This is a genomic window from Streptomyces sp. NPDC006798, from assembly GCF_040635975.1.
Taxonomy (GTDB): Bacteria; Actinomycetota; Actinomycetes; order Streptomycetales; family Streptomycetaceae; genus Streptomyces.
Genome location: NZ_JBEYIS010000064.1, coordinates 20842 through 37434, shown reverse-complemented (window position 1 = coordinate 37434; position 16593 = coordinate 20842). Strand labels below are relative to the sequence as shown.

Sequence of the window (16593 nt, the reverse complement as noted above, 5' to 3'; positions counted from 1 at the left end):
GCCTGCCGAGGGGCGTTCCGCCGACGACCGTGGCCAGCCTCGACCCGACGGCGCGGGCGTACGGCGTGATCCGGCACCCCGGCCGGTCGGCCCGGCGGCGGCCGGGGGCGCGGTCATGGCCGAGGCGAGCCCGGGTGTCGGTACGTCCGGGGCCTTGGGGCGTGCCCCGGCGGCGGCCGGGGGCAGGGGGGACGTCCCGGAACCCGGGCCGGTTTCGGGACGTCGGACGAGCGTCGGCGATCCGGCGAAGGTCTCGGCGGGGTGCGGCACCGTCTCCGGGCCGGGCGGGCGGACGGCGTCCGTCCCTTCGGCCGACGCGATCCGGGTCAGCAGCGCCGAGCGGACCTCCGCGAGGGCCGTCGCCGCGGCCGGGACCGCGCGGACGGCCGCGGAGACCGCGGCGGCGCAGCGGGAGCAGGACTCGATGTGCTTCTCCACGGACCAGGCGTCGGGTTCACGGACCGAACCGCGGGCGTAGGCCGCGGCGGTCGCGGGGTCGACATGCCAGTCGGCCGGTGGGCGCCCGAACGGGGTTCTGTCGCTCATGCGGTGCCTCCCAGGGGGTGCGCGTCGGGGGCGATCAGCGCCAGCGCCGCGCGGAGTTCGCGGCGGGCCCGGAGGGCGCGGGTCTTGACGGTGCCCTCGGGTATGCCGAGGACCCGGGCCGCCTCGCGGGTCGTCAGGCCGTCGACGACCGTGACCCGCAGGACCTCCCGCAGCTCGGGCGAGATGCGGTCGAGGGCGGCGCCCACGTCCCCGTACTCCAGACCGGCGAGCACCCGTTCCTCGGCGGACGGCGCGGCCGTCGGCGGCGGTACGGCGGCGGGGACCGGCGGCTCCGTACGGGCCCGGGCCCGGGACGCGTCCACCAGCCTGCGGGCCGCGATCACCCACAGCCAGCCACCCGCCTCACCGCCCCGGTGGGACGCGGCGGAGCGCCAGACCGTGACAAAGGTGTCCTGGAGGACCTCCCGTACGGTCTCCGGATCCCGGCAGCGGCGGGACAGCCGGGCGTGCAGCCACCCGCCGTGCCGGTCGTAGAGCACGGCGAGCGCGTCGGCGTCGCCGCGCGCGACCGCGCGCAGCAGGGCCGCGTCGCCGGGCGCACCGGGCACATCGGGCGTGCCCGGCCCGCTGTGCCCGGTGGCCGTCCGCTCGGGATCCTCGGGGCGTCGTGGTCTCACACCTCCTCTATCGCGGATCGGACCCGGTTCGGTTCTCGTCCGGTCCCGGCCACCGGATCACCGCACCGGTTCGCCCGCGTTTCCCCCTTGGCCGTTCCGTCAGTCGATCCACATGACCAGGGCGTGTCCGCGCAGGGCCGTGGCCCGGAAGAAGGCGGCCAGCGGGACGTAGTGGCCCGTGAGGAGTTCGACGGCGTACGGATCGGCCCACCACGAGGCCGGATGGATCTCCGCCGCCGCGAGATCCGCCGGTGTCACGCCCGCCGACAGCTCCGCCGGACCGAGGACGGCGAAGGCGTCGGCGGCGGCCCGCACCCGCTCCGGGGAGAGCAGCCCCGGCGGACCGGACCCCCGGTCGCCCGCGCCCGGTATCGGCTCCTCCCCGTGGATCACGTCCACCGGGAAGCCCCGGCGGCGGAGCAGGAAGTCGAGCCCGTGCCACGCCCGGTCCGTGCGATGGACCCGGGCGGTCGGCGGCGGCCGCTCGACATCCGGTTCGGCCGCCCGCAGCCCGTCGGCGAACTCCTCGGCCCAGCCGGGATCGCCCGCCGCCCGGGCGTACTCGTCGGGGGTGAGGCGGATGTACACACCGCGCATGCTCATATCCGGAGAGTAGGACGCGGCACTGACAACGCCGTGCGCGACGGCTCGAAGCGCTGTCAGTGCCGGGTCGTAGGGGGTACTCGAAGGTGCCCCTGGCCGGGACCGTCGAGACGGCCACGGCCTCGCTCAACGGCGTTCCGCTGACTCTGCGGGAGTTCTCCGCGCCCTTCCCAACCGGCCTGATCCGCCGCCACGCCTGGGGGATCTGGGGCGGTGTCACGCCGCTGGTCCCCGGCCAGTACGTCCCGGAGATCAAGGCCGCGAACACCGACGGCTTCCGGGGCGACACGACCTACCACCTGGAGTCGACGGCGCCCTGAGACCCGAGGGCGCAGCTCCCGGACGCGTCCCGGGCCCGGGACCGGCGATCGCTCAGAGCGAACAGGGTGAGGGGAACAATGCGCGAGTCACATGCATTGAGTCCACATAGCTCAAGTTCACTGCCAAAGGGGAGATCATGGCTGCTGAGTCCGACGCGTTCACACCGTTCGCCCTGCCCGTGCTGCCGCTCGACGACGAGGTCGTGCTGCCCGGGATGGTGGTGCCGCTCGATCTGACCGACAACGAGGTACGGGCCGCCGTCGAGGCCGCCCAGGCCGCCGCCCGGGACGGGGGCTCACCGGGTGGCAGCAAGCCGAGGCTGCTGCTTGTTCCCCGGGTGGACGGGACGTACGCGGCGACCGGTGTGCTCGGCACCGTCGAGCAGGTCGGCAGGCTCTCCGACGGCGACCCCGGGGCGCTCGTCAAGGGCCGGGCCCGGGTCCGGATCGGGGCCGGGACGACCGGTCCCGGCGCGGCGCTCTGGGTCGAGGGCGCCCAGGTCGAGGAGGTGCTGCCCGACCCGCTGCCCGGTCAGGTGCTGGAGCTGGCCAAGGAGTACAAGGCCCTGGTCACCGACTGGCTGAAGAAGCGCGGCGCCTGGCAGGTCGTGGACCGGGTCCAGCAGATCGACGACATCTCGCAACTCGCCGACAACGCCGGATACTCCCCCTTCCTCACCGTCGCCCAGAAGATCGAACTCCTCGACACCGCCGACCCCGTCGACCGGCTGAGGCTCGCCACCGAGCAGTTGCGCGAACACCTCGCCGAGCAGGACGTCGCCGAGTCCATCGCCAAGGACGTGCAGGAAGGCGTCGACAAGCAGCAGCGGGAGTTCCTGCTCCGCCGCCAGCTCGACGCCGTCCGCAAGGAGCTGCGCGAACTCAACGGCGACCAGGAAGGCGAGGAGTCCGACGACTACCGGGCCCGGGTGGAAGCCGCCGACCTGCCCGAGAAGGTGCGCGAAGCCGCCCTCAAGGAGGTCGGGAAGCTGGAGCGGGCCAGTGACCAGAGCCCCGAGGGCTCCTGGATCCGGACCTGGCTCGACACCGTCCTCGAACTGCCGTGGAACGAGCGGACCGAGGACGCCTACGACATCACCGGCGCCCGGGCCGTCCTGGACGCCGAGCACGCCGGGCTCGCGGACGTGAAGGAGCGGATCACCGAATACCTGGCCGTACGGAAGCGGCGCGGCGACCGGGGCCTCGGGGTCGTCGGCGGCCGGCGCGGCGGTGCCGTACTCGCCCTCGTCGGGCCGCCCGGTGTCGGCAAGACCTCCATCGCGGAATCGGTCGCCCACGCCATGGGCCGGACGTTCGTCCGGGTCGCCCTCGGCGGCGTCCGGGACGAGGCCGAGATCCGCGGCCACCGCCGGACCTACGTCGGCGCGCTGCCCGGCCGGATCGTCCGGGCCGTCAAGGAAGCCGGGTCCATGAACCCCGTCGTCCTCCTCGACGAGATCGACAAGGTCGGCTCCGACTTCCGGGGCGACCCGGCGGCGGCGCTCCTCGAAGTCCTCGACCCCGCGCAGAACCACACCTTCCGCGACCACTACCTGGAAGTCGAGCTGGACCTCAGCGACGTCGTCTTCCTCGCCACCGCGAATGTGCTGGAGGCGATCCCGGAAGCCCTCCTCGACCGGATGGAACTCGTCCGGCTCGACGGCTACACCGAGGACGAGAAGGTCGTCATCGCCCGGGACCACCTGCTGCCGCGCCAGCTGGAGCGGGCGGGCCTGGACACCGGTGAGGTCGTGGTCGACGAGTCGGCGCTGCGGAAGCTGGCCGGTGAGTACACCCGGGAGGCGGGCGTACGGAACCTGGAGCGGGCCGTCGCCCGGCTGCTGCGGAAGGTCGCCGCACAGCACGAGCTGGGCGAGCGGGAGCTGCCGTACACCGTCGACGCGGGGGAGCTGCGCGGGCTCATCGGGCGCCCCCACCACGTACCCGAGTCCGCCCAGGACCCCGCCGAGCGGCGGACCGCCGTCCCCGGGGTCGCCACCGGGCTCGCCGTGACCGGGGCGGGCGGTGACGTCCTCTACGTCGAGGCGTCCCTCGCCGACCCCGAGACCGGGGCCGCCGGGCTCACCCTCACCGGACAGCTCGGCGACGTCATGAAGGAGTCGGCCCGGATCGCGCTCTCCTACCTGCGGTCGCACGGCGCGGAGGCGGAGTTGCCGGTGGGCGACCTCAAGGACCGAGGGGTCCATATCCACTTCCCCGCGGGAGCCGTCCCCAAGGACGGGCCGAGCGCCGGAATCACCATGATCACGGCGCTGGCGTCGCTGCTCTCCGGGCGGCTGGTCAGGACCGACGTGGCGATGACCGGCGAAGTCTCCCTCACCGGACGGGTACTGCCGATCGGCGGTGTCAAGCAGAAGCTGCTGGCCGCGCACCGGTCGGGCGTCACCACGGTCGTCATCCCCAAGCGGAACGAGCCCGACCTGGACGACGTCCCGGCGGAGATCCTCGACGCGCTGGAGATCCACGCGGTGACGGACGTCCGCCAGGTGCTGGAGGTGGCGCTGGCCCCGGCGAGGGTGGCCGTCGCGGCGTAGCCGCCTCCCGCTGCGGGGTACGGGGCTCTGATGGGCCCCGTACCCCCAGCCGCCTTGGCTCTCCGGGTGAGGCCCGCGCCATCCGCCCGGCCGGGCGGGCGTTGTCGGGCGACCGCGCGGTCTGTGGCTTGTCGCGCAGTTCCCCGCGCCCCTGAAAGCTCTCCCGAGCGTCGGCCCTGAAAAGGGACCCAGGCATTGGGAAGAGAGGCCCGTCTCTTTTCGAGGGCGGTCAGGAGGGCAACCTAGGGGCGCGGGGAACTGCGCGAACAGCCACAGGCGGTCCGCAGGCCGCCGACAACGCCCGGTCGCCGGGCGAGACCCGGGTAGTGGGCGCTGCCCCGGAGGGCCAAGGCGCTGGGGGTCCCCCCATTGCCGAAGGCATAGGGGGCGGAACTGCGCGACCAGTCGGCCACGGTCCGCAGACCGTGAACAGCATCAGGGCGCCGGGCGCAGTCCGGGTAAGGGGCGGGGCTCCGGAGTGCCCGGGGCACAAAGAGGGCCCGCACAATGGGGGGATGCACATCAGTACCTCCCGGGGGGAACTCCGGGCCGATTGCGGCAGCTGCTTCGGGCTCTGCTGCGTCGCCCTCCCCTTCATCGCCTCCGCCGACTTCGCCCGCGACAAGGCGTCCGGCGATCCCTGCCGCAATCTCGACGCGGACTTCCGGTGCGGTATCCACGCCCGGCTGCGGGACAGCGGTTACCGGGGGTGCACGGTGTACGACTGCTTCGGCGCCGGGCAGCAGGTGTCGCGGGAGACCTTCGGCGGCCGGGACTGGCGGGCCGCGCCGGAGACCGCGCGGGAGATGTTCGACGCCTTCCCCGTCGTACGGCATCTGCGCGAGCTGCTCTGGTATCTGGCGGACGCCCTGGAGCGGGAGGCCGCCCGTCCGCTGCACAAGCGGCTGCGCAGGCTGTACGCGGAGACGGAGGCGCTGACCCGGCTGGGTCCGGCGGAGCTGGCGCTGGTGGATGTGGGGGACCGGCGGGAGAAGGCCAACGCGCTGCTGCTGCGGACGAGCGAGCTGGTCCGGGCGCCGGTGCGGGGCCGGAAGAAGGACCGCAGGGGCGCCGATCTGATGGGTGCCCGGCTGCGCGGTGCCGATCTGCGCGGGGTGAGTCTGCGGAGCGCTTGTCTGATCGCCGCGGATCTGGCGGGCGCCGATCTGCGCGAGGCCGATCTCATCGGCGCCGATCTGCGGGACGCCGATCTGTCGGGCGCGGATCTGCGCGGCAGTCTCTTTCTCACCCAGATGCAGGTGAACGCGGCGCGGGGCGATACCGCGACCGGGCTCCCCCCGGCTCTCGACCGTCCTCCGCACTGGTCCTGACGCGGGTCTGCGCGCCGTTCGCGGCGGTGGCGGTCGGGCTCTCGGGCCCGGACGCGGCGGGGTTCAGCCGTTGGCGAGTGCGACGACCCGGTCGAGTGCCCCGTTGAACTTGTTGTGGTCGCCGACGATCGGCCCGGACGAGGTGTACTGCCACATGGTGTGGAAGTCCCAGCCCGCGGGGAGCGTCCCCGGTGTGGTGTTGTACCGGGCGATCCACAGCGGGTTGCTGGCGCCGAAGCCGCTGTAGTTGCCGGTGCACTGGGTCCACCAGCTGGTCGCCGTGTAGATCACCGCGTGCCGCCCCGTGCGGGCCCGGTAGCGGTTGAGGAAGTCCCGGATCCAGCCGACCATCTGGCTCTGGGTCTTGCCGTAGCAGGCGGCGCCGTACGGGTTCCACTCGATGTCGAGCGCGCCGGGCAGGGTCTTGCCGTCGCGGGACCAGCCGCCGCCGTTGTCGACGAAGTAGTCGGCCTGGGCGGTGCCCGACGCGGTGTCGGGGGTGGCGAAGTGGTACGCGCCGCGGACCATGCCGATGTTGTAGGAGCCGTTGTACTGCTGCGGGAAGTAGGGGTTCTTGTAGTACGTCCCTTCGGTGGCCTTGTTGTAGGCCCACCGCACACCGCTGCTCCACAGGGCGGGCCAGTCGACGTTGCCCTGGTGGCTGGAGACGTCGACGCCCTCGGTCTGGGGGGCCCGGAGGGACAGGGGCAGTCCGCCGCCGCCGTCGTGTTCGACGACGCCCATGCCCATATGGGCGGAGCCGCGGGGCGGGAGGTCGCCGCCGTCCGGCGGCGGGCCCGCCGCCGACGCCGGGAGGGCGGTGGCGGGGACGAGGGGCAAGAGGACGGCGAGGAGTATGCCCGCCGCGGTGGTGCGGGGTCGGCGGGCTCTCCCCGGTTCGGGGCGGTGAACGGTCTTTCCGGATCTCTGCACGGACATAAGCGTGCCTCCGACTGACCTCGTGGGGGTGGTTGGGCGAACTGACGGCATGACACCGCAATGGAGCAACATGGTGTGGACATGCCACTCATGACGCTACGCACGTAGAACAGGGCGCGGAAGGGCTGGAAGGTGGTGCCGTTGGTCTACGCCTGCGAAATACTGACCGAACTGCGGAGACACGTGTCGCTGGCAGAAACTTTCACGATTCGGAAAGCGTACGAGGGGTGCTGACGTGCACAGAAGCGGTACGGGGAGTGAAGCCGACCCCAACGGTGCGAGTGGTGTGGACCAGGTTTTCCTCGCCCTGGAGCGGGAGTTGGCGGTCTTCCTGCGCCGTGCGCGGGCCCAGTCGGGGGAGATGGCGCGCCAGGTCCACCCCGGACTCGAACCCGCCGCCTACGGATTGCTGGTCCGGCTGGAGGACGCCGGGGCGCAGCGCGCCACCGATCTCGCGGCCTATTTCGGGGTCGGCAAGGCCACGATGAGCCGTCAGCTGAGGGCGCTGGAGGACGTCGGTCTGGTGGTCCGCGAGCCCGATCCGGCGGACGGCCGGGCGTCACTCGTCCGGCTCACCGGAGAAGGGCTCGAACGGTTCCGCCGAGTGAGGGACGCGCGCCGGGAGCGGTATGTGAAGAAGCTGGCGGGCTGGGACCGGGGCGAGGTCGCCGAGCTGGGCCGGCTGCTGCGGCAGCTCAACGACCGCGCCGCCGACTGAGCGGGGCGGGGACGGGGGCGGGGCCGGGCCGCTCCGCGCGGGCGGCCGGAAAAGGTTCCCGGGCCGTACGGGACACCGGCCGGCCCGGGCCCGGAGACTCCCGGGGCCGTACGGGGCACCGGCCGGACGCTCCCCGGACCTGACCCGCCCGCCCCCGCGCGTCGGCCGGGGTTCCTACGGCTCCACGAAGACCGCGGTCGCGTCGTCGTGGAGCTTCCAGCGGACCGGCTCCGCCTGTCCCGCCGTCGCCGTCTCGACCGCCCGGACCCGGTCGATCAGTGTCTGCGGCCCCGAGGACCGCAGCAGCGTCACGCAATCCGTCCAGTCGCCCTCCTTGAAGAGGTCCGTCCAGCGGGAGGCGCCGTCGGTGAGGGCGGTCAGTGAGCGGACCCCGGCACGCGGTACGCGGCCCGTGACCGCGCGCGCCGCGACCGCCGGGTCGGCCGCCGCCGTGAAGAATCCGCCTTCCGCGTTGCGCAGCGCGTCCGCCGACGCGTGGGTGCGCAGCGCCTCGCGCGGCAGCCGGTCGAGCCGGTCGTCGAGGACGGCCGTCACCTCGCCGGCCGGGGTCTCCAGCAGCAGGGTGGAGTCGGAGAGGACGAGGTACTCCACCTCGTCCGCCCCCTCGGTCACTCCGGAACCAGCCACCCCGTCGGCCGCTCCCGAACCGCCCGCCACCTCGGTACCGCCCGGGCCGGGGCCGCCCCAGCGGGCGAGGACCACCGTTGCCTGCGGCGTGCGAACGTGAGAAAGGTCACAGGTGCCCCGATGGGCGTCGGCGGTGCGGCGAATTGCCGCCGAGAGGATTTCGGTCAGGGCGAGATCGCGCCGGGACGTCCCGAGTTCGATCAGCGCCCCGCCGAGCCTCGCGGTGAACCAGGGCACGCCGTGCAGACAGCCGTCGTCCCCCGCAGGTGGGGTGACCCCGTCCAGCACCACCAGGGATCCCCCCTGGCCCGACGCCGGGAGGGCCACCGACGCCCAGTCCTCGTTGGGCCGTTCGGCGGAGCCGGGTGAGGTGGCGAGTTCCATACGCATGATCCCCAGTCTGCATCACCCGCCCCGGGAGCCCGCGTACCTCGGCTTTCTTCCCGTACGGGCAGGTCAGAGCCGTTTGTCCGGGGGTGCTGCGGGTTGTCGCGCGACTGCGGGCGGGCATCCTGCCAAAGCCGGACCGGAAGATCCAGTCAGTCCGGCGGAATCGCTTATTCCGGTGCCTCTGCGGAGTTGTTCGCCAACTCCCCGGTGATGTTCACTCGTTCAGGTGGCGGAGCGGCCGAAGCGCGTCTCCCTCCCAAACGCACTGGAATCGTCTGAAGCCGTGCCCGTGCCGGGGGTGGGATCACCTGTGTGACCGGTCGTCATCTCTGCTTCATGGGTCAACGGCTGGACGAGTCGAGCAGGATTGCGAGCACCGGTGCAGAACAAGCGGCCTCCCGGGGCCCCGACGGCCGCCCCATCGGCCCCAGGAACGTTCTCGGCGCAGGACACACCCGTCACCCCCGCCCCCGCCACGGCGGTACCGCCCGAGGTCCCCTCGCCCGGCGGCCGGACCAAGCGCGTCCGCAACCGCCTGGTCATCGGCGTCGCCGTGGTCGGACTGATCGTCACCGGCGCCGGAGTGCCCGGACTGCTGGACAGCACCCGTGAACTCCGCGACGCCCAGAACCTGGTGACCCTCGCCGAACTGAACCGGCAGGCCGTCACCCTCGCGCACTCCCTCTCCGACGAGCGCGACGAGGTCACCGCGTACATCGCCGCGGGCCGGGACGAGCAGAGCGGCGACCGCGCCGAGCGGCGGAAGGTGACCGCCGCCCGCAGCGCCCGGGTCGACCGGCAGATAGAGGAGATCCGCGGCTCCATCCCCGACGAGCGGGACGCGCTCCGCCGCGATCTGGCGACCGTGCCGTCCGTCCGCCGGGCCGCCCTGACCGGCAAGGGAACGGCGCTGGAGGCGCACCGCGCGTACACCACCGTCATCGGCAATCTGCACGCCCTGGCCGCCGAACTCGCCGAGAGGACCCCGCCGAGGGCCGCCGACGGCACCCGGGCCCCCGCCGAACTCAGCCTCGCCGTCGAACAGGCTTCGGCCACCCGCGGGCTGCTGCTCGCCGCCCTCGCCGTCCCCGGCGCCGAACCCGAGTACGAGACCGACTACTTCGGGCGCCGGACCCTGAAGGAGAGCGACGAGCAGAAGGCCGCCGCCGAGATCAGCGACGCCCTGAGCGCCCTGGCCCAGCAGGCCCGGGTCCGCGAGGAGGCGGCCCTCGCCGACTTCGACCAGGCCGCCCGCAAGTCCGACCGGGACTCCCTGCTCGCCACCGTCACCGGTGCCGAGGTCAAGGCCGCCGAGGGCTATCTCGCCAGGCTCACCGACGAGCCCGGACTCTCCGCCGAGGACCGCGGTACCGACGCCCGCAGGCTGGAGGCCGCGCTCACCGCCCGGATCGAGCAGATGCGCGGGGTCGAGTCGGCGCTGGCCGCCCAGCGGATCACGGCGCTCGAAGAGCTGCGTGACGACGATGTCACCGAGCTGGAGCTGAGGATCGCCCTCCTCGGCGGGCTGCTGCTGCTCGCCGTCGCCGTACTCGCCGCCCTGCTGCGGACGATCACCCGGCCGCTCTCCGTACTCCGGCGCGGCGCCGCCCGGATCGCCGCCGCGCCCGAGGCCGAGGACCCGGTCGGCTTCACCGGCCGCAACGACGAGTTCGCCCAGGCCGTACGGTCCCTCAACACCCTGCACGGCAAGGTCCGCGGCCTGGACGAACGGGCCCGTGTCCTGGAGTCAGCCCGGGCCGGGCTCGCCGGCGACCGCGACACGCTCGCCACCGAGCTGGCCGCCGAACGCGCCGATGCCCACCGCCGGGTCGAGGAGCTGACGGCCGAGGTCGAACGGCTCCGCCACACCGTCGACCACACCTTCGTCAATCTCTCCCTGCGCAATCTCGGCCTGGTCGACCGGCAGTTGTCGGTGATCGAGAAGCTGGAGGAGCGCGAGCAGGACCCGGAGCGGCTCGCCACCCTCTTCAAGCTCGACCACATGGCGACGGTGATGCGCCGCCACAGTGAGAACCTGCTGGTGCTGGCCGGGGCCGAGCACAGCCACGGCCACCCCAACGCCGTACCCCTGGTGGATGTGCTGCGGGCCGCGGTCAGTGAGATCGAGCGGTACGAGCGGGTCGTCATCCAGTCCCTCCCGCCGCACGCCCAGGTCGCCGGGTTCGCCGCCGACGACCTCAGCCATCTCCTCGCCGAACTGCTGGAGAACGCCACCTCGTTCTCCCCGCCGGAGACCAAGGTCGAGCTGTCCGGCTGGCTGCTGGAGAACGGCGAGGTGATGCTCTCCGTCCGGGACAACGGCATAGGGATGGCCGCCGGACGGATCGCCGAGCTGAACGGGAAGCTGGAGGACCCGGCCGCGTTCGAGGAGTCCGGGCAGCCCGTACCCGCGGGGAAGAACAAGAAGGGCGCCAAGGGCGGCGGGAAGAACGGCGCCTCCGGGCGGACCCACCGCACCGGCAAGGGCGGCAGGTCCGCCGAGCCCGAGGGCCTCGGACTGCGCGTCACGGCCCTGCTCGCCGCCCGCCACGGCGTCCGGGTGCAACTCCGCGACCAGCAGCAGGGCGGAGTCACCGCCGTCGTGGTGCTGCCGGTCGGACTGCTGCCCCGGGGCGCCGGAGCCGACCGCCGCGACCCGCTCACCGACTCCGGCTCCATGCCCGCCGTCCGGCTGCCGGGCTCGGTCGCCGAGGCCAACTCCAACGCCCTGCCCACCGGCCCGCGTCAGGCCCCCGACCGGGCCCGGGGCATCGCCGCCGCGTCCGGCGACAGCGGCCCGGCCGACACCGGACGGGACCTCGCGACCGGCCTCGTACCGCCCGTTGACAACGTTCCCGTCGACCTTCCGGTCGGCGGCCCCGTCGGCGGCGGACCGGCCGAACTCCCGGTCGGACCCACCACGTCCGGCACCGGAACCGGCCCCGGCCTCACCGCCGACGCGGCGCCGGACCCGGACCCGGCGGAGCCCCCGTACGACACGTATGACACGTACGACGACACGCCCGGCACGCTCTACGGCAACTCCCGGTACGACGACGACCCGTACGGCCCCACCGTCTCCGGGATCGGTACCGGTGTCGGGGACGACCTGACCGACACGGACCCGCCGCCCGGGGCCTTCGTCCCGATGACCGACCCGCTCGTGGAGGCCGCCGAAGCCGCCGTACGGGCCGCCGAACCCGATGTCCACACCCGTACCGCCGACGGCGATCCCGCGGTCACCGGGCTGGATCAGGCCACGTTCGAGATGAGGCTCCCGGACCCCGGGGACCTCGCGGCCGACCCCTTCGGCGCCGGGGAACCGGCCGGAAACGCCCGGGCCGGGGAGCCCGCGCGCCCGGCGGCCCCCGAACACCCCGATGACGAACGGGGCTTCGCGGCCCCCGTGACCCCGGCGGACTCCGCCGGGGACGAAGGCCCGGCCGCCCCGGCCGAGCCGTCCGCCCCCACCGGGCCCGGGGAGCCCGGCGGTTACCGGCTGACCGACAAGGGACTGCCCAAGCGGACGCCGAGGGTCGTCCGACCCGCCACCGACCCCGGGGAGCGCAGGAGTGGCGGCGTCGACGCCGCGGCTCTGAGGCGTAGGCTCGGTGGATTCCAGAAGGCCGCCGAGGACGGCCGCCGCGAGGCACGGGACGAGATCGCCCGTACCGCGGCAGAAGAAGAAGCGGGGGACACAGTCGAGGAGGCACGCAGTTGACTGCGACCGGGACGTTCGGCCTGAGTATCGAGGCCCGCAATCTGCACTGGCTGCTGAGCAATCTGGTGGAGGAGGTGCCCGGTCTGCGCTCGGTCGCCGTGGTCTCGTCCGACGGACTGCTGCTGCTCTCCTCCGACCCCGCGCGGAATGTCGAGGCGGGCGGCGCCACCAGCCCCGAGGGGCCGCGCGGTTCCAGCGCCGACCTGGCCACCATCGTGTCCGGGATCGGCAGCCTCACCGTGGGCGCCGCCCGGCTGATGGACGGCGGCGGGGTCAAGCAGACCATGGTGGCGATGGAGGACGGCTGCGTCTTCATCATGTCCATCAGCGACGGCTCGCTCCTCGGCGTCCACGCCGAGGCCGACTGCGATATGTCGGTCGTCGCCTACCACATGGGACTCTTCGTGGGCCGGGCCGGACACGTTCTCACCCCCGAACTCCGCAGCGAGCTGCGGCAGTCCCTGGAGGAAGCCCGATGACCGGGTCCTTCACCCCGGCCGGAGCCGGACCCGGCGGGCCCGCCGCCGCCGGGCTGCCGATAAGGGGCGAGAACCGCCGCCCCGCCCGGGTCCGCCCCTACTCCCTCACCGGCGGCCGGACCCGGTTCGGGCACGTCCTGCTGGTGGAGACCTTCGTCGCCGCCCTCGAAGCCCCCGCCGAACGCCGGGAGCTGCCCAAGGGCGATCTGTCGAGCCGGGTGATGCCGGAGCTGACGGCCATCGTGGAGCTGTGCCGCCGGATGCGGACCGTCGCCGAGATCTCGGCGATCCTCAAGATGCCCCTGGGCGTCGTCAGGGTGCTGCTCAGCGACCTCGCCGACCAGGGCAAAATTCGTGTATACGGCACCGGGCACGGCCCGGGCCGCCCCGAACGCGCACTGCTCGAAAGGGTGCTGAGTGGACTCCGCCGCCTCTGACACGCTCTCCGCCCCCCGCCGCCACGGGGAGGGCGGCCCGGCCGCCGCACCGGACCGCGCCCCGGCCGCCGGCTTCTTCGGCCTCGCCGACGACGACGCGTCCGAGGAGGGCCTCCAGCCCTGGCAGCTCGACCACACCCGGGCGCCCAATGTCGCCAAGGTCGTGGTCGCGGGCGGCTTCGGCGTGGGCAAGACCACCTTCGTCGGCGCGGTCTCGGAGATCACCCCGCTCCAGACCGAGGCGCTGATGACCGAGGCCAGCTCGGAGACCGACGACCTCACCGCGACCCCGGAGAAGCGGACCACCACCGTCGCCATGGACTTCGGGCGGATCACGCTCGACGACGAGCTGGTGATGTACGTCTTCGGCACCCCCGGCCAGCAGCGGTTCTGGTTCATGTGGGACGACCTGGTGCGCGGGGCCGTCGGCGCGATCGTGCTCGCCGACACCCGGCGGCTCTCCGACTGCTTCCCGGCTCTCGACTACTTCGAGAGCAGCGGGCTGCCGTACATCGTCGCCGTCAACCACTTCGAGGGCTCGGAGAGCTTCGAGCAGGACGATGTGCGCGAGGCATTGACCATATCCAGCCGGGTACCCATCGTGATCATGGACGCGCGCCGGCGTTTCAGCGTCGTGGAGGCACTGGCGACCCTGGTCACCCACGCCCTCGACGAAACACCCGAATGACCCTTACGGTCCGAGCGATCCGATCCCACTGAGCCCAACGAGAGAAGACGAACCGGATGCGGAAGATACTCATAGTCGGTGCCGGACAGTCCGGCCTCCAGCTGGCCCTCGGACTCCAGTCCCGGGGCTACGAGGTCACCCTGATGTCCAACCGCACCTCCGAGGAGATCCGGTCCGGCCGGGTCATGTCGACCCAGTGCATGTTCCACACGGCACTCCAGCACGAGCGCGATCTGGGACTCGGCTTCTGGGAGTCCCAGGCGCCCCGGATCCAGGGCCTCGGCGTCTCCGTCTCCGGCCCCCCGGCCGGGGACGACCCCGAGGGGCCGCTCTCCCGGATGGTCGACTGGGTCGCCCGGCTGGACGGCTTCGCCCAGTCCGTCGACCAGCGGATCAAGATGGCCGGCTGGATGGAGACCTTCGCCGAACGCGGCGGGCAGCTCGTCATCCACGGTGCCGCCGTCTCCGACCTCGACTACTTCTCCCGCACCTACGACCTGGTGATGGTCTCGGCGGGCAAGGGCGAGCTGGTCTCCATGTTCGGCCGGGACGCGTCCCGTTCGCCGTACGACACACCGCAGCGCGCCCTCGCCGTCGCCTATGTCCACGGGCTCGCCCCGCGACCCGAGCACCCCGACATGGACGCGGTCCGCTGCAACCTGGTGCCCGGCGTCGGCGAACTCTTCGTGATGCCGACCCTCACCACCTCCGGCCGGGCCGACATCCTCTTCTGGGAGGGCATCCCCGGCGGCCCCCTCGACGTCTTCGCGGGCGTCAAGGACCCGGGCGAGCACCTGGCGATCACCCTGGAACTGATGAAGCGGTACGTCCCCTGGGAGCACGCCCGGACCGCGAAGGCCGAACTGACCGACGGCGGCGGCACGCTCGCCGGGCGGTACGCGCCGATAGTCCGCAACCCGGTCGGCCGGATGCCGAGCGGCGGACTCGTCCTCGGCGTCGCCGATGTGGTCGTCGCCAACGACCCCATCACCGGCCAGGGCTCCAACTCGGCGTCCAAGTGCGCCGCCGCGTACCTCGACTCGATCACCGAGCACGGCGACCGGCCGTTCGACGAGGCATGGATGCGGGCCACGTTCGACCGCTACTGGGAGACCGCCCGGCACGTCACCAAGTGGACCAACGCGATGCTGGCGCCGCCGCCGGAGCACGTACTCGACCTGATCGGCGCGGGCGGCGCCATCCAGCCCGTCGCCGACCGGATCGCCAACGGATTCAACGACCCCGCCGACTTCGAGAACTTCTTCTACGACCCGGAGAAGGCGGGCGCGTACCTGGCGGCGCTGGGCTCCTGAGCCCGGTACGTTCCGGCCCCCGGCCCCCAGGGGGCTCTCCGGGGGCCGGAACCCGTACGCCTATGACGGAGCGGCCGTCTCCGCGTAGCCCGCGTCGTCGCCGTCCGCCGCCCAGCCGGGCAGCGTCACCGGACGGTACGAGGGCAGGGGCGCGGCATACGGATCGGGCCGGACCGCGCCCAGGACCGGATTGGCGGCCAGCGGCGACACCTTCACCGTCGCGCCCGGCCGGGGGGCGTGCACGACCCGGCCGCCGCCGATGTACATCCCCACATGGGTGGCCTGCGCGAAGTACACCACCAGATCCCCGGGGCGCAGCTCGCCCACCGGCACCCGGGGCAGGGTCCGCCACTGCTCCTGGCTGGTCCGGGGGATCGGCCGCCCCGCCGCCGACCAGGCGCGGGACGTCAGCCCCGAGCAGTCGTACGCGTCCGGCCCCTTCGCGCCCCAGACATACGGCTTCCCCAGCTGGTCCACCGCGTACCGGACGGCCCGCTCGCCCCCGGCCGTCGGCGGCCGTACGTCACCGGAGGCGCCGTCGTCCGACACCGCGCCGGACCCTTCGGCGGCGTCCTCCGCCGGATCCTCGGTGTCGAGGGCGTCCGGGCCGGTCAGCTCGGTCTGCGCCTCGGGGGTGGTGATGCCGTGGATCTCGTCCGGCGTCAGCCCCGCGAGCACCTCCTCGACGGCCGCGAGCCCGGCGTCCGCCGCCTCCCGGGCGGTCCGCCGCTCCGCCGCCAGGGCCCGCTCCCGGTCGAGAGCGGCCCTGGACTCCCGCGTCAGCCGTTCCGCCCGCGCGGTCCGGTCCCTCAGCCGGTCCAGGGTCGCCCGCCGGTCGGAGGCGGCCCGCCGCACCAGATGGCCCTCGTCCAGGGCGGCCCGCGGATCCGGGGCCAGCAGCAGCCGGAGAGACGACGGCAGATCGGACTGCCCCCGGTACTGCGCGCGGGCCAGCAGTCCGGCCGCGTCCCGCCCCCCGGCGAGGGCGTCCCGGGCCGCCGTCAGCTCCCGCCCCAGCCGGGCGGTCTCCACCCGCTGGGCGGTCAGCCGCTCCTCGGCGGCGGAGTATGCGGCGGCGGCGGTCTCGGCATCCCGGTACAGGACCTTCAGCCGGGTCAGCAGCTCGGGCACGCTCTCGGGGAGCCCGGGGCCCGCCGCCCGCGCGGCGGGTCCGGGCACGACGGCCAGGGACACCGCCGTGACCAGGGCGGCCGTCCACACCGCGCGGAGCACCTTGCCTGACACGTGATCACCTCCGGGGCGGGGG

Annotated in this window: 14 protein-coding genes and 1 pseudogene; 9 read left to right on the top strand and 6 right to left on the bottom strand. The window is 73.4% G+C overall.

Annotation, left to right across the window (positions count from 1 at the left end; all coding sequences use genetic code 11):
- From ABZ714_RS30505 to ABZ714_RS30495, 3 genes and pseudogenes are all read right to left on the bottom strand, one after another.
- Window positions 1-546: pseudogene (locus ABZ714_RS30505) on the bottom strand (hypothetical protein); the annotation flags it as partial.
- Window positions 543-1115, bottom strand: coding sequence for an RNA polymerase sigma factor (locus ABZ714_RS30500; protein ID WP_358828600.1), 573 nt, complete (start codon window positions 1113-1115; stop codon window positions 543-545). The pseudogene ABZ714_RS30505 and the gene ABZ714_RS30500, both read right to left, overlap by 4 nt.
- 168 nt (window positions 1116-1283) lie before the next feature.
- Window positions 1284-1787: a YfbM family protein gene (locus ABZ714_RS30495; protein ID WP_358828598.1), complete on the bottom strand. Its 504-nt coding sequence runs from the start codon at window positions 1785-1787 to the stop codon at window positions 1284-1286.
- A gap of 86 nt (window positions 1788-1873) precedes the next feature.
- On the opposite strand from ABZ714_RS30495, the gene ABZ714_RS30490 reads away from it, so the two are divergent.
- The 3 genes from ABZ714_RS30490 to ABZ714_RS30480 all read left to right on the top strand — a co-directional run bounded on the left by ABZ714_RS30490 (window position 1874) and on the right by ABZ714_RS30480 (window position 5993).
- Window positions 1874-2107, top strand: a complete 234-nt coding sequence (locus ABZ714_RS30490) for a hypothetical protein (protein WP_358828597.1) — start codon at window positions 1874-1876, stop codon at window positions 2105-2107.
- Window positions 2108-2244: 137 nt separating this feature from the next.
- Window positions 2245-4662 carry an endopeptidase La gene (gene lon, locus ABZ714_RS30485; RefSeq protein ID WP_358828596.1) on the top strand — a complete coding sequence of 806 codons (2418 nt, stop codon included), beginning with the start codon at window positions 2245-2247 and terminating at the stop codon, window positions 4660-4662.
- A 515-nt stretch (window positions 4663-5177) separates the two neighbouring features.
- Window positions 5178-5993, top strand: a complete 816-nt coding sequence (locus ABZ714_RS30480) for a pentapeptide repeat-containing protein (protein WP_358828595.1) — start codon at window positions 5178-5180, stop codon at window positions 5991-5993.
- 63 nt (window positions 5994-6056) lie between these two features.
- On the opposite strand, the gene ABZ714_RS30475 is transcribed toward ABZ714_RS30480, so the two are convergent.
- Window positions 6057-6932 (bottom strand): lysozyme, encoded by an 876-nt coding sequence (locus ABZ714_RS30475; RefSeq protein WP_358828594.1) that lies wholly within the window; start codon window positions 6930-6932, stop codon window positions 6057-6059.
- 286 nt (window positions 6933-7218) lie between these two features.
- Here ABZ714_RS30475 and ABZ714_RS30470 point away from each other — a divergent pair, with 286 nt between their 5' ends.
- Window positions 7219-7650: a MarR family transcriptional regulator gene (locus ABZ714_RS30470; RefSeq protein ID WP_358828593.1), complete on the top strand. Its 432-nt coding sequence runs from the start codon at window positions 7219-7221 to the stop codon at window positions 7648-7650.
- 174 nt (window positions 7651-7824) lie between these two features.
- Here the strand turns inward: ABZ714_RS30470 and ABZ714_RS30465 are convergent, their stop codons facing one another.
- Entirely contained in the window at window positions 7825-8688 is an 864-nt protein-coding gene (locus tag ABZ714_RS30465) for a hypothetical protein (RefSeq protein ID WP_358828592.1), read from the bottom strand.
- Between the two features lie 379 nt (window positions 8689-9067).
- Here ABZ714_RS30465 and ABZ714_RS30460 point away from each other — a divergent pair, with 379 nt between their 5' ends.
- From ABZ714_RS30460 to ABZ714_RS30440, 5 genes are read left to right on the top strand one after another with little or no spacing between them, the layout of a single operon-like run.
- On the top strand, window positions 9068-12409 hold the full coding sequence (locus ABZ714_RS30460; RefSeq protein WP_358828591.1) for a nitrate- and nitrite sensing domain-containing protein: 3342 nt from the start codon (window positions 9068-9070) through the stop codon (window positions 12407-12409).
- On the top strand, window positions 12406-12888 hold the full coding sequence (locus tag ABZ714_RS30455; RefSeq protein ID WP_358828590.1) for a roadblock/LC7 domain-containing protein: 483 nt from the start codon (window positions 12406-12408) through the stop codon (window positions 12886-12888). Before ABZ714_RS30460 ends, ABZ714_RS30455 begins: the two co-directional genes overlap by 4 nt.
- The gene (locus tag ABZ714_RS30450) at window positions 12885-13325 is read left to right on the top strand and encodes a DUF742 domain-containing protein (RefSeq protein ID WP_358828589.1); all 441 of its coding nucleotides are present in this window, start codon (window positions 12885-12887) and stop codon (window positions 13323-13325) included. Before ABZ714_RS30455 ends, ABZ714_RS30450 begins: the two co-directional genes overlap by 4 nt.
- Window positions 13306-14013 carry an ATP/GTP-binding protein gene (locus ABZ714_RS30445; protein ID WP_358828588.1) on the top strand — a complete coding sequence of 236 codons (708 nt, stop codon included), beginning with the start codon at window positions 13306-13308 and terminating at the stop codon, window positions 14011-14013. The genes ABZ714_RS30450 and ABZ714_RS30445 overlap by 20 nt, the downstream gene beginning before the upstream one ends.
- Window positions 14014-14069: 56 nt before the next feature.
- Window positions 14070-15326, top strand: coding sequence for a styrene monooxygenase/indole monooxygenase family protein (locus ABZ714_RS30440; protein ID WP_358828587.1), 1257 nt, complete (start codon window positions 14070-14072; stop codon window positions 15324-15326).
- A gap of 60 nt (window positions 15327-15386) precedes the next feature.
- Here ABZ714_RS30440 and ABZ714_RS30435 read toward each other — a convergent pair whose 3' ends face one another.
- Window positions 15387-16571, bottom strand: coding sequence for a C40 family peptidase (locus ABZ714_RS30435; protein ID WP_358828586.1), 1185 nt, complete (start codon window positions 16569-16571; stop codon window positions 15387-15389).
- Window positions 16572-16593 lie beyond the last annotated feature (22 nt).